Here is a 24,062-nt window from a genome sequence, read left to right as displayed (position 1 = left end):
TCGCCGTTCAACACACAGCGGAGGTCATCTCCAATGGGACGTCAGGGCGCTACATCGGTGCGCCACCAGATGCGGCAAGTCACCACGAACAGTTCAGGAGAGTGCGCGCCGCAATGTTCGGGCAATGGTTGGATCGCCAGATAGGGATGTCCAAGGACGGGGACAGCGAAAACTTTGGCATCCCGCGTGCCGGCGCCATTGCTTCGTTCCTGTCTCCACTGACCTGCCCAGTGCCCACCCTGCACCGGATCACGCAGCCGCAGGATTGACAGTTGAGCGTACAAACAAAAGAGTAAATTCATGCGCATCCTGCTGGTCGAAGATGAACTGGACATGGCCACAGCACTGTCCGCCGCGCTGAGCCGGCATGACATTGTAGTGGATCACGCCTCCACTCTGGAGATTGCAGAGGAAGCATGCCGCAGCGGAGTACATGACGCCGTGTTGCTGGACCGCAAGCTGCCCGATGGGGAGGGATTGAAATTGATCCCTCTGATCAGGCGCGAGCGCCCGGGCTTGCCGGTCATTGTCCTCTCGGCCATGGGATCGGCAGAGCAACGGGTTGCCGGACTTGATACGGGGGCCGATGACTATTTACCCAAGCCGTTCTTGATCGACGAGTTGATGGCCAGATTGCGTGCGGTGATGCGACGCCCAGCTCAGTTCGGTGAGACTGCGATCAATGTCGGTCTGCTCAGATTCAACTTGACGGACCGTCAGGCGGAAGTAGCGGGGCAGCCGCTTGACCTTACCCGTCGTGAACTGCTGGCTCTGGAGATCCTTGTTCGGCGCTCGGGACGAACCGTGTCTCGCAGCGCGCTGGAAGAAGCAGTCTATGGCTATGATGACGAGATCTCGTCCAACACCCTCGACTCCCACATCTCGCGCTTGCGTAACAAAATCAGCGGCGCCGGAGTTGAGATTCACGCGATCCGCGGACTGGGATATCTTTTGAGGGCGATATCTTGATGAACTGGCGACTGGGTTCCCTGCGCGCAAGGCTGACCATTTACCTGGTCCTGGTGCAAGCCATTGCGTTGGTCGCATTCATCTTTGCTGCATCGATCCCGATGACGAACTTGATGAGTTCAGAGCAAGGGCTGGATGACAGTGTCATCCAGTCCTTTGCTGAGTCTGTCCAGCGCCGGGGGCCCGGTCAACTGGATCTGGTCCCCAGCGAGGATCTTATCCGATTGACGGCTGAATACCCTGGAATGTGGTTTTACGCTGCCGATGCAAACGGCACCTCGGTCCAGATGGGCGACATCCCTGAATGGATGGCGCCATTGATTGCCGGTCTCACCCGGTTGCATTCGGCTGACATCGGCGACATGGATGTTCCGGGGCAGCCCGCCACGATCGTGCGGCGCCAGGACAGCCCCGCAGGTTTGCTTTGGGTGGCAACCGCCGGGGGACCGGATACACCGCTCCGGGCAGTGTTTGCAGCCGCCGGCGGCCCGATGTACTTGCAACTGCTGGCACTGCTAACTGCAGTGTCCTTTCTGGTCATTCCCCTAATCGTAAGGCTGCAGTTCCGGGGTGTAAACAAGGCGGCAGCAGAAGCTGAACAGATCGACATCGCCCAGCGCGGCATGCGTCTCTCCTTCCAACATGTGCCCGATGAATTGCATTCGCTGGTGCGTGCTGTGAATGCTGCCTTGCAGCGCCTTGATGACGGCATTGAGCGCCGGCAACGGTTTTTGGCCGATGCGGCACATGAACTGCGAACGCCAGTGGCGATCTTGCAGACCCGTATCGAATTACTGCCGCACGACGAGCAGCGCAGCCGACTGATGCTGGATGTGGCGCGCCTGGCCAATCTGGCCAATCAATTGCTTGATCTGGAGCGTTTCGACGCTGACCTTACAATCTTGCAGCCGGTGGATCTCGTTGACCTGGCGGCGCAAGTCACGGCCGACATGGCCCCTCTCGCCATTGCAGCAGGCGATGAGATCTCCTTTGATGCCGAGGTCGAGAGCGTCACTGTTGCCGCGGACGCGGCCTCGCTCTCGCGGGCCCTGATCAATCTGATCCAGAATGCCGTGATCCATGGCGGTCGGAAAACGAACATACGGGTGGCGGTATGCCGCAAAGGTTCGCTGACGGTCGCTGACACAGGACCGGGAATAGCGGTTGAAAACAGGGAGGCAATTTTCGAGCCGTTCTGCCGCGTCGTTCCGCTGGACCAAGGTGCGGGACTTGGCCTGAACCTCGTCAAGGATATTGTGCTAAGGCACAAAGGGAAAATCACCGTAGGTGACGCTCCCGGAGGCGGTGCGCTGTTCGAAATATCGCTTCCCGTGATCCCCACTCGGGTTGCACAGAGCGCCTGATCAACGCGGATCTGGTGCAGGCGCAACAGCTTCCAGGCGGAAGATCCGTTCACCCCCGGACAGTCGAGCGGCTCTGCCCCCCTTTAAACGGCGACGCACAGGTGAAGGGCACCATCAGGCCGGGTTGAACCTCTCGGGGTTTGGTTATCGATCAGCCTTGGTTGAACGATACAGGCTCGTCGCCGAAGCAGTCCAGCCTGACCTGGGCTGCCGCGACCCGGACACCCTTGTTGCTGCCAGAGGCCCGCACCACTGCACGCCAGAAATCATCATCTGGCGCAGGGCCAAGCAAAGTTAGAAAAGCAAGACGCCAAACCTTCCCCATCTGGTTCCACAATGTTGGGGCAATTGTTGGTCCGTAGGGTGATGATGTTCAACAGCAAGGAACATCCGAGATGAAGTATTCTCCTCCCCGCTATCTTCATAAATGCCTAACACCCAGAGCGAACTTGCTCCACGCTCAGTTCGCTAGCTGATCATTGCTGGCCATCCCGGACAGGCCTTCACTCCCATCGTGGAACAGATTGGCCCAAAGCTGACCCAGTTGACGTATGGGCAGCGCTACTCGCGTCCAGGCATGGCGATCCCCAAAGGAACCAGCTTCTGCGGCGCTGGCGCAAATAAGTTCTGCGTCCGTCAGCCTGCATCCCAGGTCCCGGCCACCCTCGCTGGGCCTCGAGGCTCGGCAAAGAACGCCATCCGTTCACCCGAAAGCCTCCTCGAGACCAACTCACCTTCCGACCCACCTTTCAGCAAACACCAACAACAATCGAGACATATCATGACTGATCTTTCCACCGCCAAGTCCCAGGCCCCCGCCCCCAGCGATTGGCTGCGGAGTTATTACTTCACCCGCGCAGCAGTTTCGATCGGCTGGATCGCGGCGGCACTGATCATTGGCCGAAGCAACGCTGCCGTGGCTGCCATTTTGCTTGTCGCCTACCCGGCATGGGATGCCCTGGCGAACTATCTCGATGCACAAAAAAATGGCGGCCTCGGATCCAATCTGAGCCAGACCCTGAACCTCGCCGTTGGCGTATTTACGGCCGCTGCTGTTGCATTTGCCTTGGGCATGAGCATGAACACTGTGCTCGTTGTCTTCGGGATTTGGGCAGCGCTTTCAGGGGTGTTCCAACTCGTTACCGCTGCTCGGCGGTGGAGAACGGCAGGGGCCCAGTGGGTGATGATCCTGAGCGGCGCGCAGTCTGCACTGGCAGGCGTGGCCTTCGTCGTCATGGCGCGTGCTGACACCCCGCCGGACATCACTGCAATTGTTCCCTATGCTGCGTTTGGCGCCTTCTACTTCCTGCTCTCAGCCATATGGCTGACGATCCAGAGCACTCGTGGGCACGCAGCAGTACCCAACTGAACCGTGCATCGGGGCGGCGATCAGCCGCCCCTTGAACGCATATGAGCAGGGGTGCCGGCCTAGGCGCTGATAGGTTCAGCGCTGGCGGCCTGGCCTTTGTTCTGTTGCTGTCATCAAAGCGGGGATGCAAGCTGGCGTGTCCTGATCACACCAAGCGGCTAGATCAGACTTAGGAATGTGCTGCAGGGCTTTGTGCGTGCGCGCCATGCCGCATTGCATGTCGGATGGATTCGCCGAGGCTGTCCAGAAAATCCCGGAAATGCTGGAGAGCGCAGCGCAACGCGCATGGACGCTGAAGGCATTGCCCTCATGGCAAAACCCTCATTGAACTGCTGTAACCGAACAAGAAATAGTGGTGCCCGGGACCGGAATCGAACCAGTGACACGCGGATTTTCAATCCGCTGCTCTACCAACTGAGCTACCCGGGCAGTGGCGGGGTGAACCGCCTTGGCTGAAGCCGAGGGCCTTATAGGAGATCGGTTTTGCCGGTGCAAGAGCCAAAGCAGCGTGTGGAAAACCAAATCGTGTCTTGGGCTTAGAACTCGTCGTCTTCCTCGCTGCCGTCGGGCACGCCAGCGCCCCCTTCCCCATCGCCAATGGGCTCGGCCGGGATGGCGTAAGCGCCGGTAAACCAGCGGTTGAGATCCACGTCGGCGCAGCGCGCCGAGCAGAAGGGGCGGAATTTTTCCACCGGCGGCTTGCCGCAGATGGGACAGGGCTTGGTTGTGGGTAACCGGGCCATCACACGCCTGAATGGCTGGATTTGTTGAGCCAGTTGAAGTGCACGGGATAGCCCTCGCCGGCCAGCAGCGCGGCGGTCTCCGTCAGGGGCAGCCCGACAACCCCGGAATAGGAGCCCGAGAGCTTAATCACGAAAGCCCCGGCAATGCCCTGGATGGCGTAGCCGCCGGCCTTGCCCTGCCATTCGGCACTGGCGAGATAGGCCTCCATTTCGCGCACCGACAGGCGCTTGAAGCGCAGGCGCGTTTCCACGATACGCTGGCGCTTGGCCCCGCCGGGGGTGAGCACGGTGATCGCGGTGAAGACGCGATGCGAGCGGCCCGACAAGAGGCTGAGGCAATTGGCAGCCTCTTCCATGGTTTCGGCCTTGGGCAGGACGCGCCGGCCCACCGCCACCACCGTATCGGCGGCCAGCACCAAGGCTTCGCCGCCAAAGCCGGCCGTGCGGGCCTTGTGCTGGGCAGTCAGTGCCTTGAGATCAGCCAAACGGGCTGCCAGCTTGCGCGGCAACTCGGCCTTCTCGGGGGTTTCATCGACATGGGTGGGCACCAGGTGCTCAGGCTCGATGCCGATCTGATTGAGCAGAGCCAAACGCCGGGGCGAGGCAGATGCCAGAATGAGTTCCGGACGGGTGGCCATCAAATGGCCTTACCGGAAGCGGAAAGTCAGGCGGCCTTTGGTGAGGTCATAAGGGGTCATTTCACACAACACCTTGTCCCCGGTGAGCACGCGAATGCGGTTCTTGCGCATACGACCCGAAGTGTGCGCAATGATCTCGTGATCGTTTTCCAACTTGACCCGGAAGGTCGCGTTGGGAAGCAGCTCTACTACGGTGCCTTGAAACTCAAGGACTTCTTCTTTCGCCATGAAAACTCCTGAAAAGAAACCCAGCGGGCAGGTTCTGCCGGCCGGGGTCCTGAAATTGCGCGCAACCTAACGGAATTCAAGGGACTTGTGAACCACCGGAAACCAGTGGCTCCAATTGCTCGCGCACGCGCCGGCGCAGGCTGTCGCGAAGCTCGCGATAGGCCCCAAGAACTGTCTCGCGATTGCCTTCCACACTGGAGGGATCAGCCAGGGGCCAATGTTGGACCTCATTGGTCTCAAGGCCCTTGCGCTCCACGGCCCCGGGGGCGTCATCCGAAAGGGTGACAACGAGGTCGAAGCGGTTGGCGACGAGTTCATCCAGGATATGGGGGGTGTGCACCGACATATCAATGCCGATTTCGGCCATGACCTCATGGACGAACTGGTCGGCCACCCCGCCATTCACCCCCACCGAGCGGGCGAGCAGGCGCCCGGGGAACAGCTGGCGCGCGAGCGCGGCGGCAATCGGTGAGCGTACCGAGTTCATCGAGCATACGAACAAAACGCTCGGCAGCTCGCTTTTGCGCTGGTCGATCCGGCTGGCATAGGGCTGCACGGCGCAAACCAGGGTGAACAAGCGCCGCGCGGTGGGCAGATCGATAATGAGCTTGTTGGCAAGGCGCGTGCGCAGCAGCTCAGCCGCCTCGTCATGCATGCCCCGGCGGGCCATGTCGACGGTCTCGATCTGGAACGGCTGGGCCGAGCGGATCGCCTCGTAATAGCTGTCGCGAATGCGGAAATAATCGCGAATCAGGCTGCGGAACGGGGTCAGTGACAGGTAATGGGCCGCAATGGGCTGGAAGGTTTCGGGATGGCGCACATCGAGCACAATGTAATTGCCGATGATCGACATATGCAGCGCAAAGGGGCCAACAGCATCCACCCGGGCGGGGCGGAAGCTGTTGTCTTCCAAGAGGTCATAGATGGCAATGCGCCATTCATGCACCTCGTCGGGATTGATCGAGGTGATGGTGTTGGGATCGAGCGTGACCGTCACGAGGCGGTCCGTTTCCGCGCTTGCCGATCGTAGCTCCATCGAAATGCTCAACGGTTTAGCCGAATAGCGATGGAGCGCCCGTGTCCTTCGAGTGCTTCCACATTGGCAATGGTGATGGCGGGCTCAGCAAGCGCCGCGAGCGAACCCGGCGTGCAGCCCAGGATCGAGGTGCGCTTCATGAAGTCGAGCACGCCCAGGCCCGAGGCAAAGCGCGCCGAGCGGGCGGTGGGCAGCACATGGTTGGAGCCCCCGACATAATCGCCGATAGCCTCGGGTGTATGATGGCCCAGGAACAGCGCGCCGGCATGGTGGATGCGGGGCACCAGCGCCTGCGGATCGTCGACGGCCAGTTCCACATGCTCGGAAGCGATGCGGTTGGCCAGTTCCACGGCTTCGCCGAGCGAACGCACGACGATAATGGCGCCAAATTCGTCCCAGCCTTCACGCGCCAGACCCTCTTTGGGCAGCAAGGAAAGCTGGCGATCCACTTCGCTCGCAACCGCGTCGGCCAGGTCCGGCTCGGTGGTGACGAGAATGGATTGGGCACCGCCGCCATGCTCGGCCTGGGCAATAAGATCGGCCGCTATCCAAGCGGGATTGGCGGAGCCGTCGGCGATCACCAGCACTTCGGACGGGCCGGCGATCATGTCGATGCCGACCTGCCCGAAAACCTGGCGCTTGGCCGCCGCGACATAGGCATTGCCGGGACCCACGACCTTGTCGACCCGGGCGATGGTTGCCGTGCCATAGGCCAAAGCGGCCACCGCCTGGGCACCGCCAACACGATAAATCTCGGACACCCCGGCAATGCGCGCTGCCGCCAGAATGGAGGGGCTCAGCTGCCCGTTGGGCGTGGGCACCACCATGGCGATGCGCTCGACGCCCGCCACCCGCGCCGGTACGGCGTTCATCAGCACCGAGGAAGGATAGGAGGCCAGGCCACCCGGCACATAGATGCCCACGGCGTCTACGGCCGTCCAGCGGCTGCCGAGCGTTACGCCCAACGCGTCGGTATAGACATGATCCTGCGGCAACTGCTTTTCGTGATGCGAGCGAATGCGGTCATGGGCGGTTTGCAGCGCCGCCACCACATCGGCGCTCACCCGGGCCGCGGCAGCGTCTATTTCTTCGGGGGTGAAGCGCAGGGTCTGGGCGGTTACGCCCGCCTTGTCGAAGCGATTGGTCAGCTCCACCACGGCCGCATCGCCTGAAGTGCGCACATCGCGAATGATGCCGGCAACAACATCGCCCACCTCGACCGAGGCTTCGCGCTTCCCACCGAGCAGGGCGGCAAATTGCGCTTCAAAATCGGATTGGGCAGTGTTTAGGCGAAGGGGCATCAGGCGGCCTTATGGTTACTCGAGACTGTGGGCTGGCTTGGCAGCGGCCGCCCAGGCGGCGCCGAGATCAGCCAGCCGGGCCTCAAGGCACTCCACCGTCAGTCGCACCGTGCCACCGCCGGCAAAGCTGAGTTCGACAATGCCAGCGGGATCGTCGGTAACCGAAAAGGTAACCGCGAGCAATTCCAGGACGCCATCGCGCGCATTGGGATCAAAACCGGCAATCGCCACATGGCTGACCCTATCGAAGTGCAGGCCGGCCCGCTTGCGCAAGCCCTTGCCGCGGGCATCGGCACTTTCCCAATCGAAGCGGTTCATCAGCAGGGCGAAGCGGCGATCGGCGCGGGCATAGCCCATGTCGCTGACCCGCACCACGGCATCCTGCACATGGGCGGAAATCACTTCCAGATCTTCGCTATCAAGCGCGAGGAGCTTCAGATCGGTCATGGGGCAAGCCTTGTATGGGTGGGAATACGCCTATCTGGGCACCCTTTAGCTGATCTACAAGCTTGCCCCCTCGCGGGCAATGTCACCACCCTCAGAAAAGCTGTGCTGGCCCGGAGCATTGCCTGGGCGCGGCAGAGCTCTTGCGTCACGTTATTGTCACAAATACAAATCGACTATGACTCAAACACTGCTCCGCCCTCCCGAGCTGACCGCCGCAGATTACCGGGAGCAGTTTCCCGACATCACGGTTGGGCTGAACTGGGAGCGATTCGCCGCCGAACGCTGGCCCATTGAGCGTCGGACTTTGACCAATCGCCAGGAACTGCTCGGCTTTCATACATTTTTCCGCAAGAGCCTCGGGCGGATCATGCCGCATTTCCTGCACTGGCTCGCCTCGCAGCAGATGCGGATGGGCGATGTGGTGGAGAACTTCGCCCGCATACCGGCCGAACACCGGGCGAGCGTCGAGTATTTCGTGGCGCAGTGGGCAAGCAGCCCGGGGCCACTCCAGCTTGAACTGCCGACCTACCGGTTCGCGCCAAGCGAGCACTTCATCCTCGACGGCAATCACCGCGCCACGGCGATTGCCCTATCTGGCAAGCCATTCCGGATCGAGCTCGTGAGCGTTGTTGGCCCGCGCGAGCGGGACGCCCTGGTGGATGTGGCCTCCTGCCGCTGAGGCACTTGCCAAGAAATGGGGCCGGTTCACACAGAACCGGCCCTCGTCATTAGCCTGCGATGCGCTCGATCTCGGCGCCGCAGCGGCTGAGCTTGTCTTCGAGGCGTTCGAAACCCCGGTCCAGATGGTAAATGCGGTTCACCACCGTTTCCCCGCGCGCAGCGAGCCCGGCAATCACCAGCGACACCGAAGCGCGCAGATCGGTCGCCATGACCTGGGCACCCTTGAGCTGGGATTTGCCGGTGATGGTCGCCACCTGCCCATCAACATGGATATCGGCGCCAAAGCGGGCGAGCTCGGCCACATGCATGTAGCGATTTTCAAAGATGGTTTCGCGGATCTTGGATACGCCGGTGGACATGGTCATCAGCGCCATGAACTGGGCCTGCAGATCGGTCGGAAAACCCGGGAAAGGATCGGTTTCCACATCCACGGGCTGAATGCCGTTGCCGTTGCGGCGCACGCGAATGCCCTTGTCCTCGATGATGATTTCCGAGCCGGTCTGGCCCAGAATGCCCAAGGCTGACTGCAGGTGCTCGGCGCGCGCGCCGCGCAGCAGCACATCGCCGCCCGTCATTGCGGCGGCCATGGCAAAGGTGCCGGTTTCGATGCGGTCGGGAATCACATCCACGGTGGCGCCATGGAGCTTGTCGACGCCGACCACGGTCAGCGTACGGGTGCCGATGCCGGTGATGTCAGCGCCCATGGCGACGAGGCACTCGGCGACATTGGTGATCTCGGGTTCCTGGGCGGCATTTTCGATCACCGTCGTGCCCTTGGCGAGTGTGGCTGCCATCAGGATGGTGTGGGTGGCGCCAACCGAAACCTTGGGAAAAACGATATGCGCACCGCGTAGGCCACCCTTGGGGGCGCGGGCGACCACATAGCCGTCGTCGATATCGATGCTGGCGCCAAGCTGCTTGAGCCCGAACAGGAACAAATCCACCGGGCGCGTGCCGATCGCGCAGCCGCCGGGCAGTGAAACCCGCGCTTCGTGGCAGCGAGCCAGCAAGGGGCCGATCACCCAGAAGCTGGCGCGCATCTTGCTGACGAGGTCGTAGGGGGCCGTGGTGTCGACGATATCTGCCGCGAGGAACGTCATGCGCTGGCCAACAGCGTCTTCCTCGCCGCGGCGGCGGCCATGCACGGCAATATCGACGCCGTGATTCTCGAGAATACGCTCGAGCTGCTTGACGTCGGCAAGGCGCGGCACATTTTGCAGCACCAGCGGCTCATCGGTCAGCAGCGAGGCGATCATCAGCGGCAAGGCGGCGTTTTTCGCGCCCGAGATGGGGATTTCGCCCCGCAGTTCATTGCCGCCGACCAGACGAATGCGATCCATTTGGGAGAAATCCTGGGTGTGGGGTGCAAACCCCGGGAAGCGAGCGTGGTGCCTGCCCGGGCCTCGAAGCGAGAGCCTGTGGGCCGGCACCGGTGGAAACAGGCAAGATAGTTCGCCTGAAAATGGTTTACGGATCCTTGACCGGCGGTGTTGCCGGCGCAGAAGGGGGCGCCTGCGTGTCCGCATCGGCCCGAGCCTTGGCCTGACCTTTGCGGCGCTTGAGATTTTCACGCAGCTTTGCGGCCAATCTTTGCTCACGTTGGAGGGCTTGGGTGGATTTGGTCATGGTGATCAACACGAGTGAAGCTTGCCTATAAAAGCTTTTTAGCCTTGCGTCGAGCCAAGGCCTATGGCAGTAGAGCCGCGGTCGCCGGGCACTGCCCCGCAACCACCCAATGCTGCCGTAGCTCAGTGGTAGAGCACCCCCTTGGTAAGGGGGAGGCCGACAGTTCAATCCTGTCCGGCAGCACCAGTTTCTTCCCTACATAACAGATCTTCGCCCTGGCTCGTGCCGCTCCCGAATCAGGGGCGGACCAAGTCCAGTTCCTTGCCCAGGCTTTCCATGGCGGCTGCGAGCCGGTCATGGGCCGGGATGGCACCGGCGGCCGTCGTGAGCATCAGCTGCTGGATGTGATTGTCGTTGTAAAGGCTGATCATGAAGTCCTCGACAGGGAGCGCCTCGACCGCTTCGGCCGGCACGGCGACCGGGAGCAGTTCGAGGCGTGGGCCGTCCGGCTGTAGCGCCACCAGAGCGAAAATATCGGCCAAGGCCGGCGCGCTGGAGCGCAGCCAGGCGCGATAAGAGGGAAAATCGGGGGCGCCATGCGGCAATGGCGCGCCCGCCTCGATGCAGGCGTCCCAGATCCGGTCGGGCACATGATCGAGCAGCACCGCGACGAGCCAGGCCTTGCGCAGCGACAGACGTGCGCATTGGCTTGCGGCAAAGTCGCGCTGCAGCAGGTGCCAGTGGGCGGCGAGCTGCTCCCGCGCTCCACCGGGCGCGGGTATGGCTTCCCCGTTGCTCACTGCAGATGCTGCGCGAAAAAGTCCAGCGTCCGCTGCCACGCCGTTGCGGCGCTGGCCGCGTCATAGCTGGACTGCCGCTCATCGTTGAAAAAGCCGTGCCCCGCTGGATACAAATATACCGGCACCTGCGGATAGCGCGCGCGCAACTGCTCGATTTGCTCGAGAGGGATGCCGGTGTCGCGGTCGCCAAAATGCATTTCGATGGGGATGGTGGGCGCCAGATCAATGTAATTGGGGATGCCGCCGCCATAAAAACCCGAGGCCGCGGCAAGCCTGAGCCCCGCATGCGCGGCGCGCCAGGTCACCATGCCGCCAAAGCAATAGCCGGTGATGCCGACCTTGCCGGCTTCCTTTGCCACCTCAACGGCGGCGGCCACATCGGCAAGACCCTGCTCCGGGCGGAAGCTGCCAAAGAAGGCCCGCGACTTGGCGAATTGCTCGGGGCCGTAATCGTTGACCTCGAAGCCGGGGGCCCAGCGATCCTGCATGGCCGGTGCCACGGCAAGGTATCCCTGCGCCGCAAAGCGGTCGCACACGGCGCGGATATGATGGTTGAGGCCAAAAATCTCCTGGATCACCACGATGCCGCCTTTGGCCGGCCCTTCGGGATCAGCGCGGTAACCCGCAATGCGGGCGCCGTCGCTCGCCGTCAGTTCAATGGTTTGGCCCACAATATCACTCCCTTGCCTCGCCCATGGCGCAATGTCAGCCCGATGCAGCCGGCGGCGTTGTTGCACTCAACGCGTGAGCCGGCGATTGGAGCCCTTCGTTGCTGGCGTGGAAACATGGGGCCACCCCTCGCGTTAAGAGGGTTAACGGAGCAAGGAGGCTGCAATGTCAAACCAACACACCGCGCGTGGGCGCGCCCAGGACCGGGCACGCGTTGCTGGCGGGCAGGAGCATGAGGTTCGTTATGAAGCCCGCAAGGAAGGCGTATCCCAGGAGGAAGTGAAGGAAGCCGTCCAGGAAGTCGGCAATAGCCGCAAAAAGGTCGAGCAGAAGCTCGAACACGGCAACTAGCCCGGCCAGAAGGGCCGCGCCGCGGGCAAGGACCCGACCTCCCGCGCCACTATTCGGAGCACTCCCTAAGCGTTTGAACGCTTGTGCGGAGCGCTGCCTGCAATAGTGCTGCTGCGGGAGACCGCGCCATGCCGAGCATCGTTTATCTCGTTCCCAACCTGGCCGATCCGGCGGTGGCACGCCGCATTGCCATGTTGCGCGCGGGCGGCGCAACGGTTTCCGTTGCCGGCTTTCTGCGCGGCGGCGCGGTAGTGCCCGAGCTCCATGTGCAGCATTGCGTTTGCCTCGGGCACACTTTCGACGCCCGGTTTACGCAACGCATCGCAGCCGTCGTCCGCGGCGTGCTGCGCATGACCGGCCGCTTGGCGAACTGGCCCAGGCCGGACCTGATCATTGCCCGCAATCTCGAAATGCTGCCCCTGGCGCGGCGGCTGCAAAACCGATGGGCCCGGCAGCCCCAGCTGGTTTATGAATGCCTCGACATCCATCGTTTGCTGCTGCGCCAGGATTGGCTCGGGCGCAGCTTGCGCGCAGCGGAGCGGCACTGGTCAAGAACTGCAGCGCTGCTGATCACGAGTTCTCCCGGCTTTCTGCGCCATTATTTTGATGCGCAGAGCAGCCTTCCCACCCTGCTCCTCGAAAACAAGGTGCTGCTGACCCAGGGCGCCATCCCCCCTTCCCCGCGCACAATGTGCCCAAATGGGGTGATCAGGATCGGCTGGTTCGGGGCGCTACGCTGCCAGCGCTCGCTGGATGCGCTCGCCGCCCTAAGCGATCGCTGGGACGGCAGGGTGGAGGTCGTGCTTCGCGGCCGGCCCGCGCTGAGCGAATTTCGCGATTTTTTCGCGCAGATTGCCGGGCACCCCCATCTGCGCTTTCTCGGGCCCTACAGTGCTGCCGAGCTGCCCCAGATTTATGCCGAGGTGGATGCAAGCTGGGCCATCGATTTTTTCGAGGAAGGCCAGAACTCGGCCTGGCTGCTGCCCAACCGGCTTTATGAAGGCTGCCTGTTTGGCGCCATTCCCATTGCCGTGGCCGGCACGGAAACGGCCGGTTATCTCCAGCGCCACGGCCTCGGCGTCGTTGTGCCCGATATTGCAGCCGCCACCCTCGACAATATGGTGGCCCAACTGACGCCCGAGCGGATGGAGAGGCTGGCGGCTGCTGTTGCGCAGGCGGAGCCCACCCAGTTCGCCCATGGAGCCGAAGACTGCCGCGCGCTGGTAGCGAGGCTAGCGAGCCTTGGCAGCGCCGACACGCAGGCGGCGGGGGCGTTGGCGTGACCGAGGCTGTTGCACAAGTCCCCCCTGTCGACAGCCCGCCGGCTGCTTCAACAAGTGTCGATATTTGTGTTTGCACCTTCCGGCGACCGCACCTTGCCCTAACACTGGGTTCGATCGCCGCGATCGATGCTACCGGCGCCCAGATCCGCGTGCTGGTCGCCGACAATGATGCGGTCGCAACGGCAGCGTCCCTGGTGGAGGCGCAGCGCGCCGATTTTCCCTTTTCCCTGCTCTACCTTCATGTCCCCTCGGCCAATATCTCGCTGGCGCGCAATGCCTGCCTCGAGCACGCCGATGCCGATTTCGTCGCCTTTGTGGATGATGATGAACTGGTCTCGCCGAGCTGGTTGAAAGCGCTTCTGAACACTGCCCGGCAGACCCAGGCCGATGTGGTGCTAGGCCCGGTGCGCGCGTTTTACGAGCCTTCGGTGCCCGCCTGGCAGCGCGTGGGTGATTTTCATTCCACCCTGCCGGTTCAAACCGGGGGCGGGATCCGCACCGGCTATACTTGCAACGTCCTGCTGCGCTGCACCGCTGAGGTCAAGTCGATGCGCTTTGACCTGGGCTTGGGGCAAACGGGTGGCGAGGATACCGAGTTCTTTTACCGCCTCACCGACGCGGGCGGCCACATTGCCTTTGCGCCCGAGGCTTGGGTTTATGAGCCCGTTCCGGCAAGCCGCACCGGCCTCGGCTGGCTCGTCCGGCGCCGCTTTCGCTCCGGGCAGACCTATGGAGCGCGGCTGCTCGCAACCGGCGAGAACCGGCCGCGAGCGGTAGCGCTCGCCAGCGCCAAGGCGGCGTTGTGCTTGGGACTGACCCTCGCAACAGCGTGGTCGCCCATAGCTTGGCGCAAGAACCTGCTTCGGGGCGTGCTGCATCTCGGCGTTGTGGGAGGCCTTTTCGGCACCAGACAGGCCCGGCACTACGGCGCCTGAAGAAGGCCAATGCGAGACCCTCTTCTCACCCGCTCGCCTTTACTCAGTTAAAGTATCCGCAACTCCACCAATACTGTAAGTAGTTGTACTATTCATGCTCAGAAAACAACGTAATGAACTTGGTTGACCAGAATTACGCATAGACCGTATGCGTTCTGGGCATTGTTTATCTTCCTCATTCATGTTTTGTTAACTCGCGGCTTGGGACGCATATCACCCTGTCTTCGAGGATTACTTTCTGCCTGGTGCCAACAGCGCGTTCATTCCGCCTTGGGCGAGATGGGCCGCCGGTGGAGCACGCCACGGAAGCAATCCGGACTGGGGTCGCGTCGGTATGGTTGAGGCAAGGCACGAATGTCGCTGGTCAATTCTGATGTTTCCCGAATTCCGTCGTTCTCGGAACTGCCGCGCGGGGGCAGGCTGAAGCGCAGTTTCGATATAGGCGCCGCTGCCATCCTGCTGTTCCTGGCGCTGCCGGCCATGCTCATCATTGCAATGATGATCGCCACCTGGGATCCTGGTCCGGTGTTGTTCGCCCATGAGCGGATCGGCTATAAGGGGCGGCGCTTCCGCTGCCTCAAATTCCGCTCCATGGTGGTCAACTCGTCCGAGGTGCTTGCCCGCCATCTGGAGGCCTCGCCGGGGGCCCGAGCCGAATGGAACGCCAGCCAAAAGCTTTGCGGTGACCCCCGCATCACGCCGCTCGGTCAATTCCTGCGGATCACCAGCCTCGATGAGCTGCCGCAACTGATCAATGTGCTCAAGGGCGAGATGAGCCTTGTCGGGCCGCGGCCGATCGTTCAGGCCGAAGTGCCCCGTTATGCCGACGCGATCTCGGCCTATTGGAGCGCCAGGCCGGGGATCACCGGGCTTTGGCAGGTCAGCGGCCGTAGCGATCTGGACTATAACAGCCGGGTGGCGCTCGACGAGCACTATGTCCACACCTGGTCGATGCCCAACGATCTCAGCATTTTGCTGCGCACGCTGGTTGTCGTGCTGGTGCGCAAGGGCAGCCGGTGAATTTCGGGGGCCTCCGGCCCAGCGAGCGGGACCTCCGGTGACCGGGCACCTTGTGCAATCGGGGTGTGAGCCGCTGGTCAGCGTCGTCATGGCCAATCACTGCGGCGCACCCTTTCTGGCCACTGCGATCCAATCGGTGCTCCGCCAGAGTCATGACAAGCTGGAACTAATCGTGGTGGATGATGCCTCGCGTGACAACAGCGTAGAGATCATCCGCTCCCTTGCCGCGAGCGATGCTCGCCTGAGGCTGCTTGCCCTGCCACAGAATTGCGGGCCGGCAGCCGCGCGCAATGCGGGTCTCGACGCAGCGCAGGGCGAATGGGTTGCCGTTGTGGATGCCGATGACCTGATCGAGCCCGACCGACTGGCGCAATTGCTGCACTTGGCCCGTGCCTTTCAGGCCGACATTGTCGCCGACGACCTTGCTTTCTTTATGGAGGGAGCAGCGCCGCATCACCGCTTGCTCGGCGGCCTGGAACTGTCGGAACCAACCACCATCACCCCCGAAATGCTGATCACGGAACGCGCGGCGGCGCGCGGAGCCAGCGTCCAGTTCGGCTATCTCAAACCGATGATACGGCGCCAGTTCGCCAAAACCGCGCGCTACAACGAACAGCTGCGCATTGGGGAGGACTACGAACTGCTGCTGCGCCTAGTGCTGGAGGGTGCAAGGCTTTGCGTTACGCCGCAGAGCTTTTATCATTACCGGCGGCATAGCGCGTCCCTCTCCCATCGGCTGTCGATCGATACTGCGCGCGCCATGCTGCAGAGCCATGATGACCTTGCGCGAGTTTACGCTGCAACATCTCCCGGTATCCGGGCCGCCTTTGTGCACCGTCGGCAGATCTTAAGCGAGCAACTGGCCTATGAACACTTGGTCGAGGCACTCAAGCAGCGCCGGTTCGCCCCCGCCGCCAGTGCGGTGCTGCGCCAACCCGCTCTCATCCGCCGCCTGGCTGTTTCTGTGCGCGAACGGCTCGCCCGAAGGGGACACCGTTCGTCCAATTCGGTTGAGTTGTCGCCATGACGCTCGCAGTCCATTCCCCTCGCGCTTTCAGCCTTGGCTGGCAGATGCGCCTCAATCTCGCCGCCCCGTTGAGCGCGATCTGCCTCGGCGCCCTGCAACTCGATCCGCTGCTGGGTAGCCGGGCCATCCTCCTGTTCCTTGGCTGCGGCGCCGTGTTGGTGCTCAGCAATCTGCAGCACAACATCCAGGGCCTCCTGCGCTTCTGGCTTATTCTGCTGCTGCCGCTTTATTGCCTGGCATCGACCTTGTGGTCCGAAGCGCCCCCGGACTCCTTTCGCGGTGCCATCCAGCTTTGGTTGACGGTCATCATTGCCATCACCATTGCCGTTCGGGTGCCGCCGCGCTCTGCCTTGCGTGCAATCTTTGTCGTGATGTTCCTCACCATGATCGCCAGCGTGTTGTTTGGCCGTGTACGCGCCGATATCGGCGCCTGGGTCGGCATTTTTGGCAGCAAGAATGCCTTTGCCGCCGCGGTGTCCGTCTTCCTCCTGGCGTCCCTCGCCACCCTGGGCGACCGGGCCGGCTCAGCGCTGGAACGCTGGAGCGGGCTTGCCGGGCTGCTGCTCGCTTTGCCGTTGATCGTGCTGGCCCAATCGGCCGGGGCCATCATCGTGGTTTTGCCGGGCGCGGCCTTGATCATGATCGTGCAGCTCATGCGCTGGTTCGCTCCGACGCACCGGGTGGTGCTTGCCGCCGCCCTCCTCATGCTCGCTGCCGCCATGTCCCTGCTGATCGCCGCATACTGGAACGAGATCATGCAGCTCGTGCTCGAGAGTTCGGGCAAGGACGTCACCCTGACCGGCCGCACCGAGCTTTGGGCTGTTGCGCTCGATTTCATCAGCCAACGGCCATGGTTCGGCATGGGTTTTCGGGCCTTCTGGCTGCATGGCTTTGCGCCTGCCGAAGCCTTGTGGGCCCAGTTCGGCATCGGCAGCCGCAGTGGCTTCAATTTCCACAACACCTACCTGTCCAATGCCGTCGAGATCGGCATTGTCGGCGTCGCTCTCCAGGTGATGCTGCTGGCAACGGCCTTCATCCTCACCCTGCGCTGGAGCCTGCGCGCGCCCTCTGCCGCCAACGCGTTCTTTGCCGGTTACCTGACCATGATCCTTTGCACCTCCATGGTTGAGGTGCAGGTGTTCTACCAGTTCAGCTTCCAAACCGTGGTGGTGCTGCTGGCCCTGGTTTACGCCATCCGCGCCGCGTCTCAAATTCCCCGCCGCAGCCCTCTGCGTTACAGCAGGTAACGCACCCCCTGCCTCACCGGCTCACGCGGCGGTTGCCCGGTCGCAAGTTTGTCGCGAACAATGCCACCGGCCACCGCCGCCCAGGCGGGCCCGCTCAACCCCAGTTGGCGGCAGGCTGCCGCAAGGCCCTGCTGCCGCCGGGTATCGAGAAAGCGGCGGAGCTCGAACTTGGCCCGCGTTTGGCGCAGATGCACGAGCAGGGCGCTGCGGGCCGCTTGCGGCAGGTTGGGATCGCGCAGCAGCGCCGCGTCCACCTCAACCAATTGCTGCAGATCAACGGTGCGATGGCGCCCACTCAAGCTATCGGCTCGCACCAGCGCCCGATACCCGCAAGAACGCACCACCGCAAAGCGGGCGCCGCGGGCCAGCAAACGAGCATAAAGGTCATAATCTTCACCCAGCCGCAACGCGGGGTTGTAGAGGCAGCCGGTGCGCAGCAGCGTTTCGCGCCGCAGCACAGGCTTGAGGAACCCATACTCTCCCCGGTCCACCCCCGCCCGCGCCAGATTGCCGGCCACGAACGCCGCCAGACCTAGATAGAACGGCTCCCCGATCGAACGTTCGGGCAGGATCACATCAGGATCGGCCACAAAGGCGATGTCATCGGCCAGCAGATCCCACGCCCCTTTGAACTGCGCCAGGCGCTCGAAGCGGCCGGGCAAAAAGGCGTCATCGGCATCAAGAATGGCAATGAATGGCTCGTCGCTGCTCTGGATGGCGAGGTTGCGGGCATAAGCCGGCCCCCGGTTCTGCTCGAGCCGCAATACCGTAACCCGATCCGTCCCCGTCCCTTCCCACTTGGCAAGCTCACTGGTGGCATCGCGTGAGCCATCATCCACCACGACGACGCGCCGCACTTCCGGCTCTGCCAGCGCCGAGCGCACCGCGCGCCCGATGGTTGCGGCAGCATCCTTGGCCGCAATGATCACGCAGACGCCGCCGGCCAGGCCCCCGCCCCGCTGGCTCGCATTGGCCTCAGGCGTGCTGTCGCTCACGGGCAAGCACCTCAGCAGGTGATCGATTGGGGGAACAAGCAGCGCTCCCCAGGGGCCGTATAGCCCACCCAGTCCACTTCCATGGTCAGGGGTGCGCCCGGATCCTGGAACTTGCCCATCCAGTCGCTCAGCGTTTCGGTGGACCACAGGCTGAAATAAAGCTTTTGCTGATGCTCGGGGGTCGGTGCGGGCTCCCCTAATTCATGCACCAGTGCGCCATCGACATAGTAGCGCACCCGCCCCGGCTCCCAGACAAAGGCATAATCGATAAACGCCTTTGCGGCTGGCTGCGGCAGCAGCGGGGTGGCCAGTTCCACGCCCTTGCCACCGACATAGCCACCGGCCTGCACCCGCGCGGGGTCCTTGAGCAGGATCTCGAAGTCGATCTCGTCATGCACCTCGCCGACGGGCGGGCCGCCATAGCTGAAAAAGGCCGCGTTCAGCCCCGGCGCCTCCGGCGGGGTCTTGAGCCGGGCTTCATATGTGCCATAGCTGAACCGGGCATGGCTTTGCAGTTCCCCGCAGCGATAGAGCCGGTTGGCGGCCGGATTGCGGGAAAACCCCACCTGCAGCACGCCCCCGGTTACCGCGATCTCGTTCTTGGACCAGCCGCAGCTTTGGTGATTGCCATTGCTCCAGCCATCGGAGGCGAACCAGCGCTCAGGGTCCAGCCTGTCGAAATCATCGAAAAAGCTCCCGCCCAGCTCGCGCTCCTCGGCGTGAACGCCGCCCAGGGCAAAACAGGAGGCCAGCAACATCACCATCAGCGTTTGGGCAAGCATGGTGCCACCTCCGAATTGATGCGTCATGGCCTCGCAACCCTGATGGAGCGGGTGACCCGGATCACGTCGCCGGGCTGCAGTTCACTGGTTTCGGTGCCCGCGGTTTCGCTGCCGGCCCGAACAATGGAATAGCTATAGGCGACCAGCTCATCCCCTTCGGCCTGCAGCGCGGCGCCCAAAATTATGGCGTCCGTGATCAGCGCTTGCTGGGTATTAAGCTGCACATTGAGCTCGTCGATCTGCCCATCCACCTGCTGCAGCTCAGCCGTGAGCTCGGCCGTGCGATCATTGTCAAGCGCGGCAAGGTTTCGGTCGGTATCGCTGATGCTTTGCTGGGCGCGCAGAATGGCGGTGCCAATATCGAGCAGCCGGGTTTCGAGTTCCGCCACATTCTGCTCAATGGCGGACACCCGCGTATTGGCGGCAAGGCCATCGCTGGCCAGTGACTTGATATTGCCCAGCTCACGGCGGGCAATCTCGAGTTGCCGCTCCACCGTCGCCTGCTTTTGCGCCAGCGTTGTCAGCTCGCGATTGAGCAGGTTGATCAGCTCGCGCAGCGATGCCGCCTGCGCCTGCGCCCGGCTGGCATTGGCGCGTAGGATCGCCTGCTCTACCGCCACCACGGCGGCCCCATCCGCCACCGCGCTCAGTTCGGACGGGACCGGCACCTGGCTTTCCCCATCCAGTTCGGCGGTGAGGCGCGCGCGCCGCGCCAGCAGGCGCTGCAGCTTGCCGCGGGCCACTTCCGCGCTGCCACTGGCGCTGATCAGGTCCCGTTCACCCCGCAGCAGGGCGTCGGTAGAATTGCGCTCGCCGCCTGCCAGGCTTACCGCCTTGATGACATTGAGCCCCGGGGTGAAGGGAAACTGCCCCGGCGCCTGCACATCGCCGGTCACAAAGACAGGGGCATAGGCGATGATCCCGACGGTGACATCGGGCGCGATATTGAGCCCGAAAACCTGCTGCAGCCCCTTGCTGATCTCCCCGCCCAGTTCGGCCGGCGACTTTCCCGCCGCCGCAGCCTCGCCCAGAAACGGCACTGGCACCGAGCCGTTGGGGCCGATCGACGCTTCTCCGGCCAGTGCGGTCCATTCCCGGAATTCGCCGGCGCTGGGCAACCACTCCACCACCTTGATGGCAATGCGATCCGAGACACTAAGCCGATAATCGCCGGCCTTGGCCTGCACCGAACTCGTCAGCGCCAAAATTGCGGCAAGCAGCGCCGTTCGAGCAAAGCTGCGGCTGTTCAGCGGCATGGTCGTCGCCGGAATAATTTCCTTGTCGCCACAGCTGCGCGCCTCATTGTTGCAACACCAATCTGGCCTATCAGAAGCACCGATGGAGCACAGCACCGGGCTTATACTTACATCGCACCGATATTAGCGCGCAGCTCACCCGCAGGTCTAAGATCCAGATCATGCTCCAGTGCGGCAATTGCTTGCCCGATGCGCTGCACGCCCTCGGGAACCTGCAGCATGCGCACCTTGCCAGCGCCGGCGAGGGCGGCAGCGCGCCCGAAATAGGACGCCATGCTGGGACCAAACCCTGCTTCGCCAAAGCGCGCCATGTAAGCGTAGCGCAGCAGCGCCGCCAGCCCTTCGCCGGGCTCCACCATTGTCACCCCCGCCGCGTCACCGCGCCCGAGCACATAAAGGCATCTAAGCGGCGCCGCTTCGGCGGAAAAACCTGCCGCAAGGCCATATTGCGACTTGGCAATCGCCGGGTGTAGCTGGCCCCCCTCACGCAAGGGTAGCGGTGCCAGGCCTGCAACGGCTTCATCCCAAAGCTTGAGTTGGCCGTAGGCTGGCAGGATTTCGATCCGGTTGCCGCCGGTAAAGGCCAGCGCCACCACATCATCGGAAAGCAGCGTATAGCCGGCGGCGACCAGGGCTGCGGCGGTGGTTGACTTGCCGGCGCCCTTGTCGCCCAGCAAGGCAATGCCGTGCCCACCGAGCGTAGCGGCGCTGGCATGCAGAACCAGCAGGCCGCGCCGATGCAGCAGCGTTGCCATCACCGAACCCAAAAGCGGCAATGCCACCAGGGCATCGCTTACCCCCGCATTGGGATCGACCTCGATCAGGTCGGCCCTGCGGATGCGAAACGCACCGACCGTTTCCCAAGCGAGGTACTGCATTGCCGGCCCGAACTCGGCCACCGCACCGGGCTCGCGACGCCGCGGATGATCTATCGCGGTCCGGCTGATCGTGAGGTCGACCCTGCCGACCGGCGCAGCGGGCAGCTGCGGCATCTCGATCTCGGACAACACCGTCAGTCCAAACAGGCGATAGCGAAAGCCCGGCTCGAGAGCAGATCCGCTCATGAGGTAGCCGCCCGGCTCTGCAGCCAAAGCGACAGGAACAATGCGCGCCACAGCCCGAAGAGCTCACCAGCGTCGAGCCGAAGCGGGTCGGCACGGAGGCGCGCAATAGTCGACCGCACCTGGTCCATGTTCAGGAACAGGCTGACCCCGAAGCTGTCGCCGTCCAACGCGTCGAGCTCCCCTCCATGATGCTTGACGAGGCCAAGCCGCAGTTCGGAGCTGAAATCGGTCTTGTCACGCCGCCACTGCACCTGCGGCGGCAGGATGTCCTGCATGGCGCGGCGCAGCACGCTGCGCGACCACCCATCGCGCAGGATTTCGCTCGGTGGCAGGCTCAGCGCGTAGCACACCAGGCGGCGGTCAAAGAAGGGAAAGCGCAGTTCCACCCCGGCAAGCGCGGCGGCGCGATCCAGCGCCTCAAAACTTTGCCCCACCGCAGGGGACGACACGTTCCAGCGGTGCAGGCTGTCCTCATCCGCATGGGCGGTCCGCAGCGCCTGCCGCCACTCGGCATGGCGATCGGCAAGGCAGATGCGCTTCGCCAAGTCGGCCGCGACAAAGGCGGTGGGCCCCACGGCACCGGTCTCGGGCGGCCGCAATGCCGACCAAAGCCTCTGCGCCCTCCCCGCCAGCCGGCGCCCCGGCCCATAAGCCGCAAAATAGCGCAGGAACACGCGACTGGGACTATCGTTGAACGTCGCCGCAACGCCACGCAACTCACCATAGAGTGCACCCCACCGACCCGCCTGCGCCAGCTCCGCCAGCCGGCCATAGCCATGGGAGATCACCTCGTCGCCACCATGGCCGTCCAGCAGCACGGTGGCGCCCAGTTCCTTTGCGGTTTTGAACAAGCGCAGCATCTTGCCCGAACCTGGGGCAAACAGCAGATCCGCATCACGAAGCGCCAGTTGGGAAACCCCCTGCAAGGGCGCCAGATCGTCGAAGGGAACAAAACTCGGCTGGAGCGGATAAGCGGCGAGCACGGCATCGACGTAGCGGCGCTCGCTGAGCTCGGGCGTGGCGGGATAGTCGAACGACAGGGTGCGCAGGCTCACGCCCGGGCGCAGGCGTGCCGCAGTCGCCACGACCGAAGATGAATCGAGGCCGCCGCTCAACATGGCCCCCATCGCCGGCGCGCCGCGCAGCCGAGCCCGGACGGCTTGCTGCAACAGGTCGCGGACGGCTTCAGGAGGTGAAAGACCTGCGTCGGGAGCTGCCTGCGCTCTCCAATAGCGCCGCGTCACCAGTTCGCCGTCCTTGAGCTGCAGCCAATGGCCGGGCAGCAGGCGCCGGACCTGGCTTAAGGCGGTGGCGGCGGGATCATCCACAAAACCGGCAATGAAGCTGGCGACGCGATGCTCGTTGACCCCGTCGTCGTCGCAAATCAGGGCTCCAGGATCGGAACCGAAGGAAAACCCGCCGCCACTTTGCGCGTAAAACAGCGGCTTCACACCCCATTGGTCTCGCGCACAGAACAGGGTCTGTGACCCCTTGTCCCAAAGGGCGAAGGCGAAATCCCCGAGCAAGCGGCTGCAGCAATCGGGGCCCCAGTGGCGATAAGCCAGGCTAACCAGCGCAATATCGCTGGCGCTGCGCTCATCGGCGCCAAGCAGGTCAGCAAGTTCCGCCCGGTTGTCGAGCCGGATATCGGCAAGCCCGACGATCCCCGTCTCGGCCGCCGCGAAGTTGCTTTCAACAAAGCCCGTGCTGTGGCGATGTGCGTGCCTGAGATAAACCCGGCCCCCGCTCCAACTCCCCTGCCCGTCGGGCCCGCGCATATGCAAGGCTCGGCTTTGGCGATCCAGCCACTCGGGACGTGCCACCCGGCTATGCTCGGCCAGCAGGAGGCCAGCAATGCCGCTCATTTTCTGCCAGCACAGAATTGTGCGATTGGGGCGAAAGCGGCGACTTGCTGCCGCGAACCCCCGAGCTGCACCTGCCCGGCGACGCTGACCCAGGCATGGGCGGCAAATTCGCCCCGCTCGTTGTGCCGGACGCCGATCTTGAGTTCGGAAGGAACGCCGCGCCGGTGCAGCAGGATCTGGTAGGACAGCCCCTGGGTCAGGCAACTGGCTCCGGGAACAAGTCGCGCCGCGTTGCGAACGACCCGGGCGATGCGTGGCACATCCGCCCTCGCCGCCGACTCTTGCCGATCAGGGCCGAGAAACTTGTGCTGCAGCTGTTGCAACGAGGAAAAGCTGAGACCAAGGCGAACCTGGAGCAACAGGATGATGGCCTCCGCCAGCAGACGGTAGTCCGCGGCGCGCAACCGTCTCAATCGGAACAGCAGT

General features: G+C 63.3%; 26 protein-coding genes, 2 tRNA genes and 1 pseudogene. 11 read left to right on the top strand and 18 right to left on the bottom strand.

The genetic code is table 11. The annotated features are described in order from the left end of the window. Positions 1–41: 41 nt before the first annotated feature. Positions 42–302, bottom strand: coding sequence for a hypothetical protein (locus HRU92_RS18385; RefSeq protein ID WP_172122520.1), 261 nt, complete (start codon positions 300–302; stop codon positions 42–44). Here HRU92_RS18385 and HRU92_RS18380 point away from each other — a divergent pair. The 3 genes from HRU92_RS18380 (at position 301) to HRU92_RS18370 (ending at position 3,702) form a co-directional block, all read left to right on the top strand. After that, entirely contained in the window at positions 301–969 is a 669-nt protein-coding gene (locus HRU92_RS18380) for a response regulator transcription factor (RefSeq protein WP_172122519.1), read from the top strand. The two genes, HRU92_RS18385 and HRU92_RS18380, sit on opposite strands and share 2 nt — an antisense overlap. Then, entirely contained in the window at positions 969–2,333 is a 1,365-nt protein-coding gene (locus HRU92_RS18375; RefSeq protein WP_172122518.1) for a HAMP domain-containing sensor histidine kinase, read from the top strand. The genes HRU92_RS18380 and HRU92_RS18375 overlap by 1 nt, the downstream gene beginning before the upstream one ends. A gap of 781 nt (positions 2,334–3,114) precedes the next feature. Then, positions 3,115–3,702, top strand: coding sequence for a DUF308 domain-containing protein (locus HRU92_RS18370; RefSeq protein WP_173088850.1), 588 nt, complete (start codon positions 3,115–3,117; stop codon positions 3,700–3,702). A 353-nt stretch (positions 3,703–4,055) separates the two neighbouring features. On the opposite strand, the gene HRU92_RS18365 is transcribed toward HRU92_RS18370, so the two are convergent. From HRU92_RS18365 to HRU92_RS18335, 8 genes and pseudogenes are all read right to left on the bottom strand, one after another. Then, positions 4,056–4,131: transfer RNA gene (locus tag HRU92_RS18365), tRNA-Phe, on the bottom strand. A gap of 107 nt (positions 4,132–4,238) precedes the next feature. Next, positions 4,239–4,445 carry a DNA gyrase inhibitor YacG gene (gene yacG / locus HRU92_RS18360; protein WP_127752097.1) on the bottom strand — a complete coding sequence of 69 codons (207 nt, stop codon included), beginning with the start codon at positions 4,443–4,445 and terminating at the stop codon, positions 4,239–4,241. Further along, a complete protein-coding gene (locus tag HRU92_RS18355; RefSeq protein ID WP_172122516.1) occupies positions 4,445–5,083 on the bottom strand; it encodes a Maf family nucleotide pyrophosphatase in 639 nt (212 codons plus the stop codon). The genes yacG and HRU92_RS18355 overlap by 1 nt, the downstream gene beginning before the upstream one ends. A 9-nt stretch (positions 5,084–5,092) precedes the next feature. Continuing rightward, on the bottom strand, positions 5,093–5,311 hold the full coding sequence (gene infA, locus HRU92_RS18350) for a translation initiation factor IF-1 (protein WP_127752095.1): 219 nt from the start codon (positions 5,309–5,311) through the stop codon (positions 5,093–5,095). A 76-nt stretch (positions 5,312–5,387) separates the two neighbouring features. Beyond that, the gene (locus HRU92_RS20675) at positions 5,388–5,867 is read right to left on the bottom strand and encodes an arsenate reductase ArsC (RefSeq protein ID WP_349236879.1); all 480 of its coding nucleotides are present in this window, start codon (positions 5,865–5,867) and stop codon (positions 5,388–5,390) included. A 6-nt stretch (positions 5,868–5,873) separates the two neighbouring features. Further along, a pseudogene (locus tag HRU92_RS20670) lies at positions 5,874–6,347 on the bottom strand (UPF0262 family protein); the annotation flags it as partial. A gap of 8 nt (positions 6,348–6,355) precedes the next feature. Further along, a complete protein-coding gene (gene hisD, locus HRU92_RS18340; RefSeq protein WP_172122515.1) occupies positions 6,356–7,648 on the bottom strand; it encodes a histidinol dehydrogenase in 1,293 nt (430 codons plus the stop codon). A 15-nt stretch (positions 7,649–7,663) separates the two neighbouring features. Further along, positions 7,664–8,095 carry a DUF2948 family protein gene (locus HRU92_RS18335; RefSeq protein WP_172122514.1) on the bottom strand — a complete coding sequence of 144 codons (432 nt, stop codon included), beginning with the start codon at positions 8,093–8,095 and terminating at the stop codon, positions 7,664–7,666. A 175-nt stretch (positions 8,096–8,270) separates the two neighbouring features. Here HRU92_RS18335 and HRU92_RS18330 point away from each other — a divergent pair, with 175 nt between their 5' ends. After that, positions 8,271–8,774 carry a hypothetical protein gene (locus HRU92_RS18330; protein WP_172122513.1) on the top strand — a complete coding sequence of 168 codons (504 nt, stop codon included), beginning with the start codon at positions 8,271–8,273 and terminating at the stop codon, positions 8,772–8,774. Positions 8,775–8,823: 49 nt separating this feature from the next. On the opposite strand, the gene murA is transcribed toward HRU92_RS18330, so the two are convergent. Beyond that, a complete protein-coding gene (gene murA, locus HRU92_RS18325) occupies positions 8,824–10,116 on the bottom strand; it encodes a UDP-N-acetylglucosamine 1-carboxyvinyltransferase (RefSeq protein ID WP_172122512.1) in 1,293 nt (430 codons plus the stop codon). A 397-nt stretch (positions 10,117–10,513) separates the two neighbouring features. Between murA and HRU92_RS18320 the strand changes: the two genes are divergently transcribed. Next, a tRNA-Thr gene (locus HRU92_RS18320) sits at positions 10,514–10,588 on the top strand. A 50-nt stretch (positions 10,589–10,638) separates the two neighbouring features. On the opposite strand, the gene HRU92_RS18315 is transcribed toward HRU92_RS18320, so the two are convergent. Together HRU92_RS18315 and HRU92_RS18310 are read right to left on the bottom strand one after the other, a co-directional pair. Next, a complete protein-coding gene (locus tag HRU92_RS18315; protein ID WP_173088848.1) occupies positions 10,639–11,142 on the bottom strand; it encodes a hypothetical protein in 504 nt (167 codons plus the stop codon). Continuing rightward, positions 11,139–11,813, bottom strand: a complete 675-nt coding sequence (locus HRU92_RS18310; RefSeq protein WP_173088846.1) for a dienelactone hydrolase family protein — start codon at positions 11,811–11,813, stop codon at positions 11,139–11,141. The genes HRU92_RS18315 and HRU92_RS18310 overlap by 4 nt, the downstream gene beginning before the upstream one ends. A 163-nt stretch (positions 11,814–11,976) precedes the next feature. On the opposite strand from HRU92_RS18310, the gene HRU92_RS18305 reads away from it, so the two are divergent. The 6 genes from HRU92_RS18305 (at position 11,977) to HRU92_RS18280 (ending at position 17,674) form a co-directional block, all read left to right on the top strand. Further along, complete coding sequence (locus HRU92_RS18305) at positions 11,977–12,162, top strand: DUF3606 domain-containing protein (protein ID WP_173088845.1); 186 nt, start codon at positions 11,977–11,979, stop codon at positions 12,160–12,162. A gap of 128 nt (positions 12,163–12,290) precedes the next feature. Then, on the top strand, positions 12,291–13,445 hold the full coding sequence (locus tag HRU92_RS18300) for a glycosyl transferase family 1 (protein ID WP_173088844.1): 1,155 nt from the start codon (positions 12,291–12,293) through the stop codon (positions 13,443–13,445). After that, on the top strand, positions 13,442–14,380 hold the full coding sequence (locus tag HRU92_RS18295) for a glycosyltransferase family 2 protein (RefSeq protein ID WP_173088842.1): 939 nt from the start codon (positions 13,442–13,444) through the stop codon (positions 14,378–14,380). The genes HRU92_RS18300 and HRU92_RS18295 overlap by 4 nt, the downstream gene beginning before the upstream one ends. Before the next feature lie 354 nt (positions 14,381–14,734). After that, the gene (locus HRU92_RS18290; RefSeq protein ID WP_173088840.1) at positions 14,735–15,400 is read left to right on the top strand and encodes a sugar transferase; all 666 of its coding nucleotides are present in this window, start codon (positions 14,735–14,737) and stop codon (positions 15,398–15,400) included. A gap of 37 nt (positions 15,401–15,437) precedes the next feature. Further along, positions 15,438–16,427: a glycosyltransferase family 2 protein gene (locus HRU92_RS18285; RefSeq protein ID WP_173088838.1), complete on the top strand. Its 990-nt coding sequence runs from the start codon at positions 15,438–15,440 to the stop codon at positions 16,425–16,427. Next, complete coding sequence (locus tag HRU92_RS18280) at positions 16,424–17,674, top strand: O-antigen ligase family protein (protein WP_173088836.1); 1,251 nt, start codon at positions 16,424–16,426, stop codon at positions 17,672–17,674. The genes HRU92_RS18285 and HRU92_RS18280 overlap by 4 nt, the downstream gene beginning before the upstream one ends. On the opposite strand, the gene HRU92_RS18275 is transcribed toward HRU92_RS18280, so the two are convergent. The 6 genes from HRU92_RS18275 to HRU92_RS18250 form a co-directional block, all read right to left on the bottom strand. Beyond that, complete coding sequence (locus tag HRU92_RS18275; protein ID WP_349236877.1) at positions 17,662–18,669, bottom strand: glycosyltransferase family 2 protein; 1,008 nt, start codon at positions 18,667–18,669, stop codon at positions 17,662–17,664. The genes HRU92_RS18280 and HRU92_RS18275 overlap by 13 nt on opposite strands. Positions 18,670–18,680: 11 nt before the next feature. After that, on the bottom strand, positions 18,681–19,478 hold the full coding sequence (locus tag HRU92_RS18270) for a family 16 glycosylhydrolase (RefSeq protein WP_248307221.1): 798 nt from the start codon (positions 19,476–19,478) through the stop codon (positions 18,681–18,683). Further along, positions 19,475–20,707, bottom strand: coding sequence for a polysaccharide biosynthesis/export family protein (locus HRU92_RS18265; protein WP_173088834.1), 1,233 nt, complete (start codon positions 20,705–20,707; stop codon positions 19,475–19,477). Before HRU92_RS18265 ends, HRU92_RS18270 begins: the two co-directional genes overlap by 4 nt. 107 nt (positions 20,708–20,814) lie before the next feature. Then, entirely contained in the window at positions 20,815–21,771 is a 957-nt protein-coding gene (locus tag HRU92_RS18260) for a serine kinase (protein WP_173088832.1), read from the bottom strand. Further along, positions 21,768–23,636 (bottom strand): asparagine synthase-related protein, encoded by a 1,869-nt coding sequence (locus HRU92_RS18255; RefSeq protein WP_172122479.1) that lies wholly within the window; start codon positions 23,634–23,636, stop codon positions 21,768–21,770. The genes HRU92_RS18260 and HRU92_RS18255 overlap by 4 nt, the downstream gene beginning before the upstream one ends. Then, a complete protein-coding gene (locus HRU92_RS18250) occupies positions 23,633–24,049 on the bottom strand; it encodes a lasso peptide biosynthesis B2 protein (RefSeq protein ID WP_172122478.1) in 417 nt (138 codons plus the stop codon). Before HRU92_RS18250 ends, HRU92_RS18255 begins: the two co-directional genes overlap by 4 nt. Positions 24,050–24,062 lie beyond the last annotated feature (13 nt).

The organism is Devosia sp. 1635 (assembly GCF_013185955.1).
GTDB lineage: Bacteria > Pseudomonadota > Alphaproteobacteria > Rhizobiales > Devosiaceae > Devosia.
Note: the sequence above shows the minus strand (reverse complement) of the source record. Positions and strands in the feature narration are given on the sequence as shown.

Coding starts and splice junctions, on each gene's coding strand:
- HRU92_RS18290 (WP_173088840.1), top strand. CDS start 14,735: ATGTCGCTGGTCAATTCTGATGTTTCCCGAATTCCGTCGTTCTCGGAA.
- HRU92_RS18375 (WP_172122518.1), top strand. CDS start 969: ATGAACTGGCGACTGGGTTCCCTGCGCGCAAGGCTGACCATTTACCTG.
- HRU92_RS18260 (WP_173088832.1), bottom strand. CDS start 21,771: ATGAGCGGATCTGCTCTCGAGCCGGGCTTTCGCTATCGCCTGTTTGGA.
- HRU92_RS18280 (WP_173088836.1), top strand. CDS start 16,424: ATGACGCTCGCAGTCCATTCCCCTCGCGCTTTCAGCCTTGGCTGGCAG.
- HRU92_RS18255 (WP_172122479.1), bottom strand. CDS start 23,636: ATGAGCGGCATTGCTGGCCTCCTGCTGGCCGAGCATAGCCGGGTGGCA.
- murA (WP_172122512.1), bottom strand. CDS start 10,116: ATGGATCGCATTCGTCTGGTCGGCGGCAATGAACTGCGGGGCGAAATC.
- HRU92_RS18385 (WP_172122520.1), bottom strand. CDS start 302: ATGAATTTACTCTTTTGTTTGTACGCTCAACTGTCAATCCTGCGGCTG.
- HRU92_RS18380 (WP_172122519.1), top strand. CDS start 301: ATGCGCATCCTGCTGGTCGAAGATGAACTGGACATGGCCACAGCACTG.
- HRU92_RS18330 (WP_172122513.1), top strand. CDS start 8,271: ATGACTCAAACACTGCTCCGCCCTCCCGAGCTGACCGCCGCAGATTAC.
- HRU92_RS18305 (WP_173088845.1), top strand. CDS start 11,977: ATGTCAAACCAACACACCGCGCGTGGGCGCGCCCAGGACCGGGCACGC.
- yacG (WP_127752097.1), bottom strand. CDS start 4,445: ATGGCCCGGTTACCCACAACCAAGCCCTGTCCCATCTGCGGCAAGCCG.
- HRU92_RS18355 (WP_172122516.1), bottom strand. CDS start 5,083: ATGGCCACCCGTCCGGAACTCATTCTGGCATCTGCCTCGCCCCGGCGT.
- HRU92_RS18335 (WP_172122514.1), bottom strand. CDS start 8,095: ATGACCGATCTGAAGCTCCTCGCGCTTGATAGCGAAGATCTGGAAGTG.
- HRU92_RS18300 (WP_173088844.1), top strand. CDS start 12,291: ATGCCGAGCATCGTTTATCTCGTTCCCAACCTGGCCGATCCGGCGGTG.
- HRU92_RS18265 (WP_173088834.1), bottom strand. CDS start 20,707: ATGCCGCTGAACAGCCGCAGCTTTGCTCGAACGGCGCTGCTTGCCGCA.
- hisD (WP_172122515.1), bottom strand. CDS start 7,648: ATGCCCCTTCGCCTAAACACTGCCCAATCCGATTTTGAAGCGCAATTT.
- HRU92_RS18370 (WP_173088850.1), top strand. CDS start 3,115: ATGACTGATCTTTCCACCGCCAAGTCCCAGGCCCCCGCCCCCAGCGAT.
- HRU92_RS18270 (WP_248307221.1), bottom strand. CDS start 19,478: ATGACGCATCAATTCGGAGGTGGCACCATGCTTGCCCAAACGCTGATG.
- infA (WP_127752095.1), bottom strand. CDS start 5,311: ATGGCGAAAGAAGAAGTCCTTGAGTTTCAAGGCACCGTAGTAGAGCTG.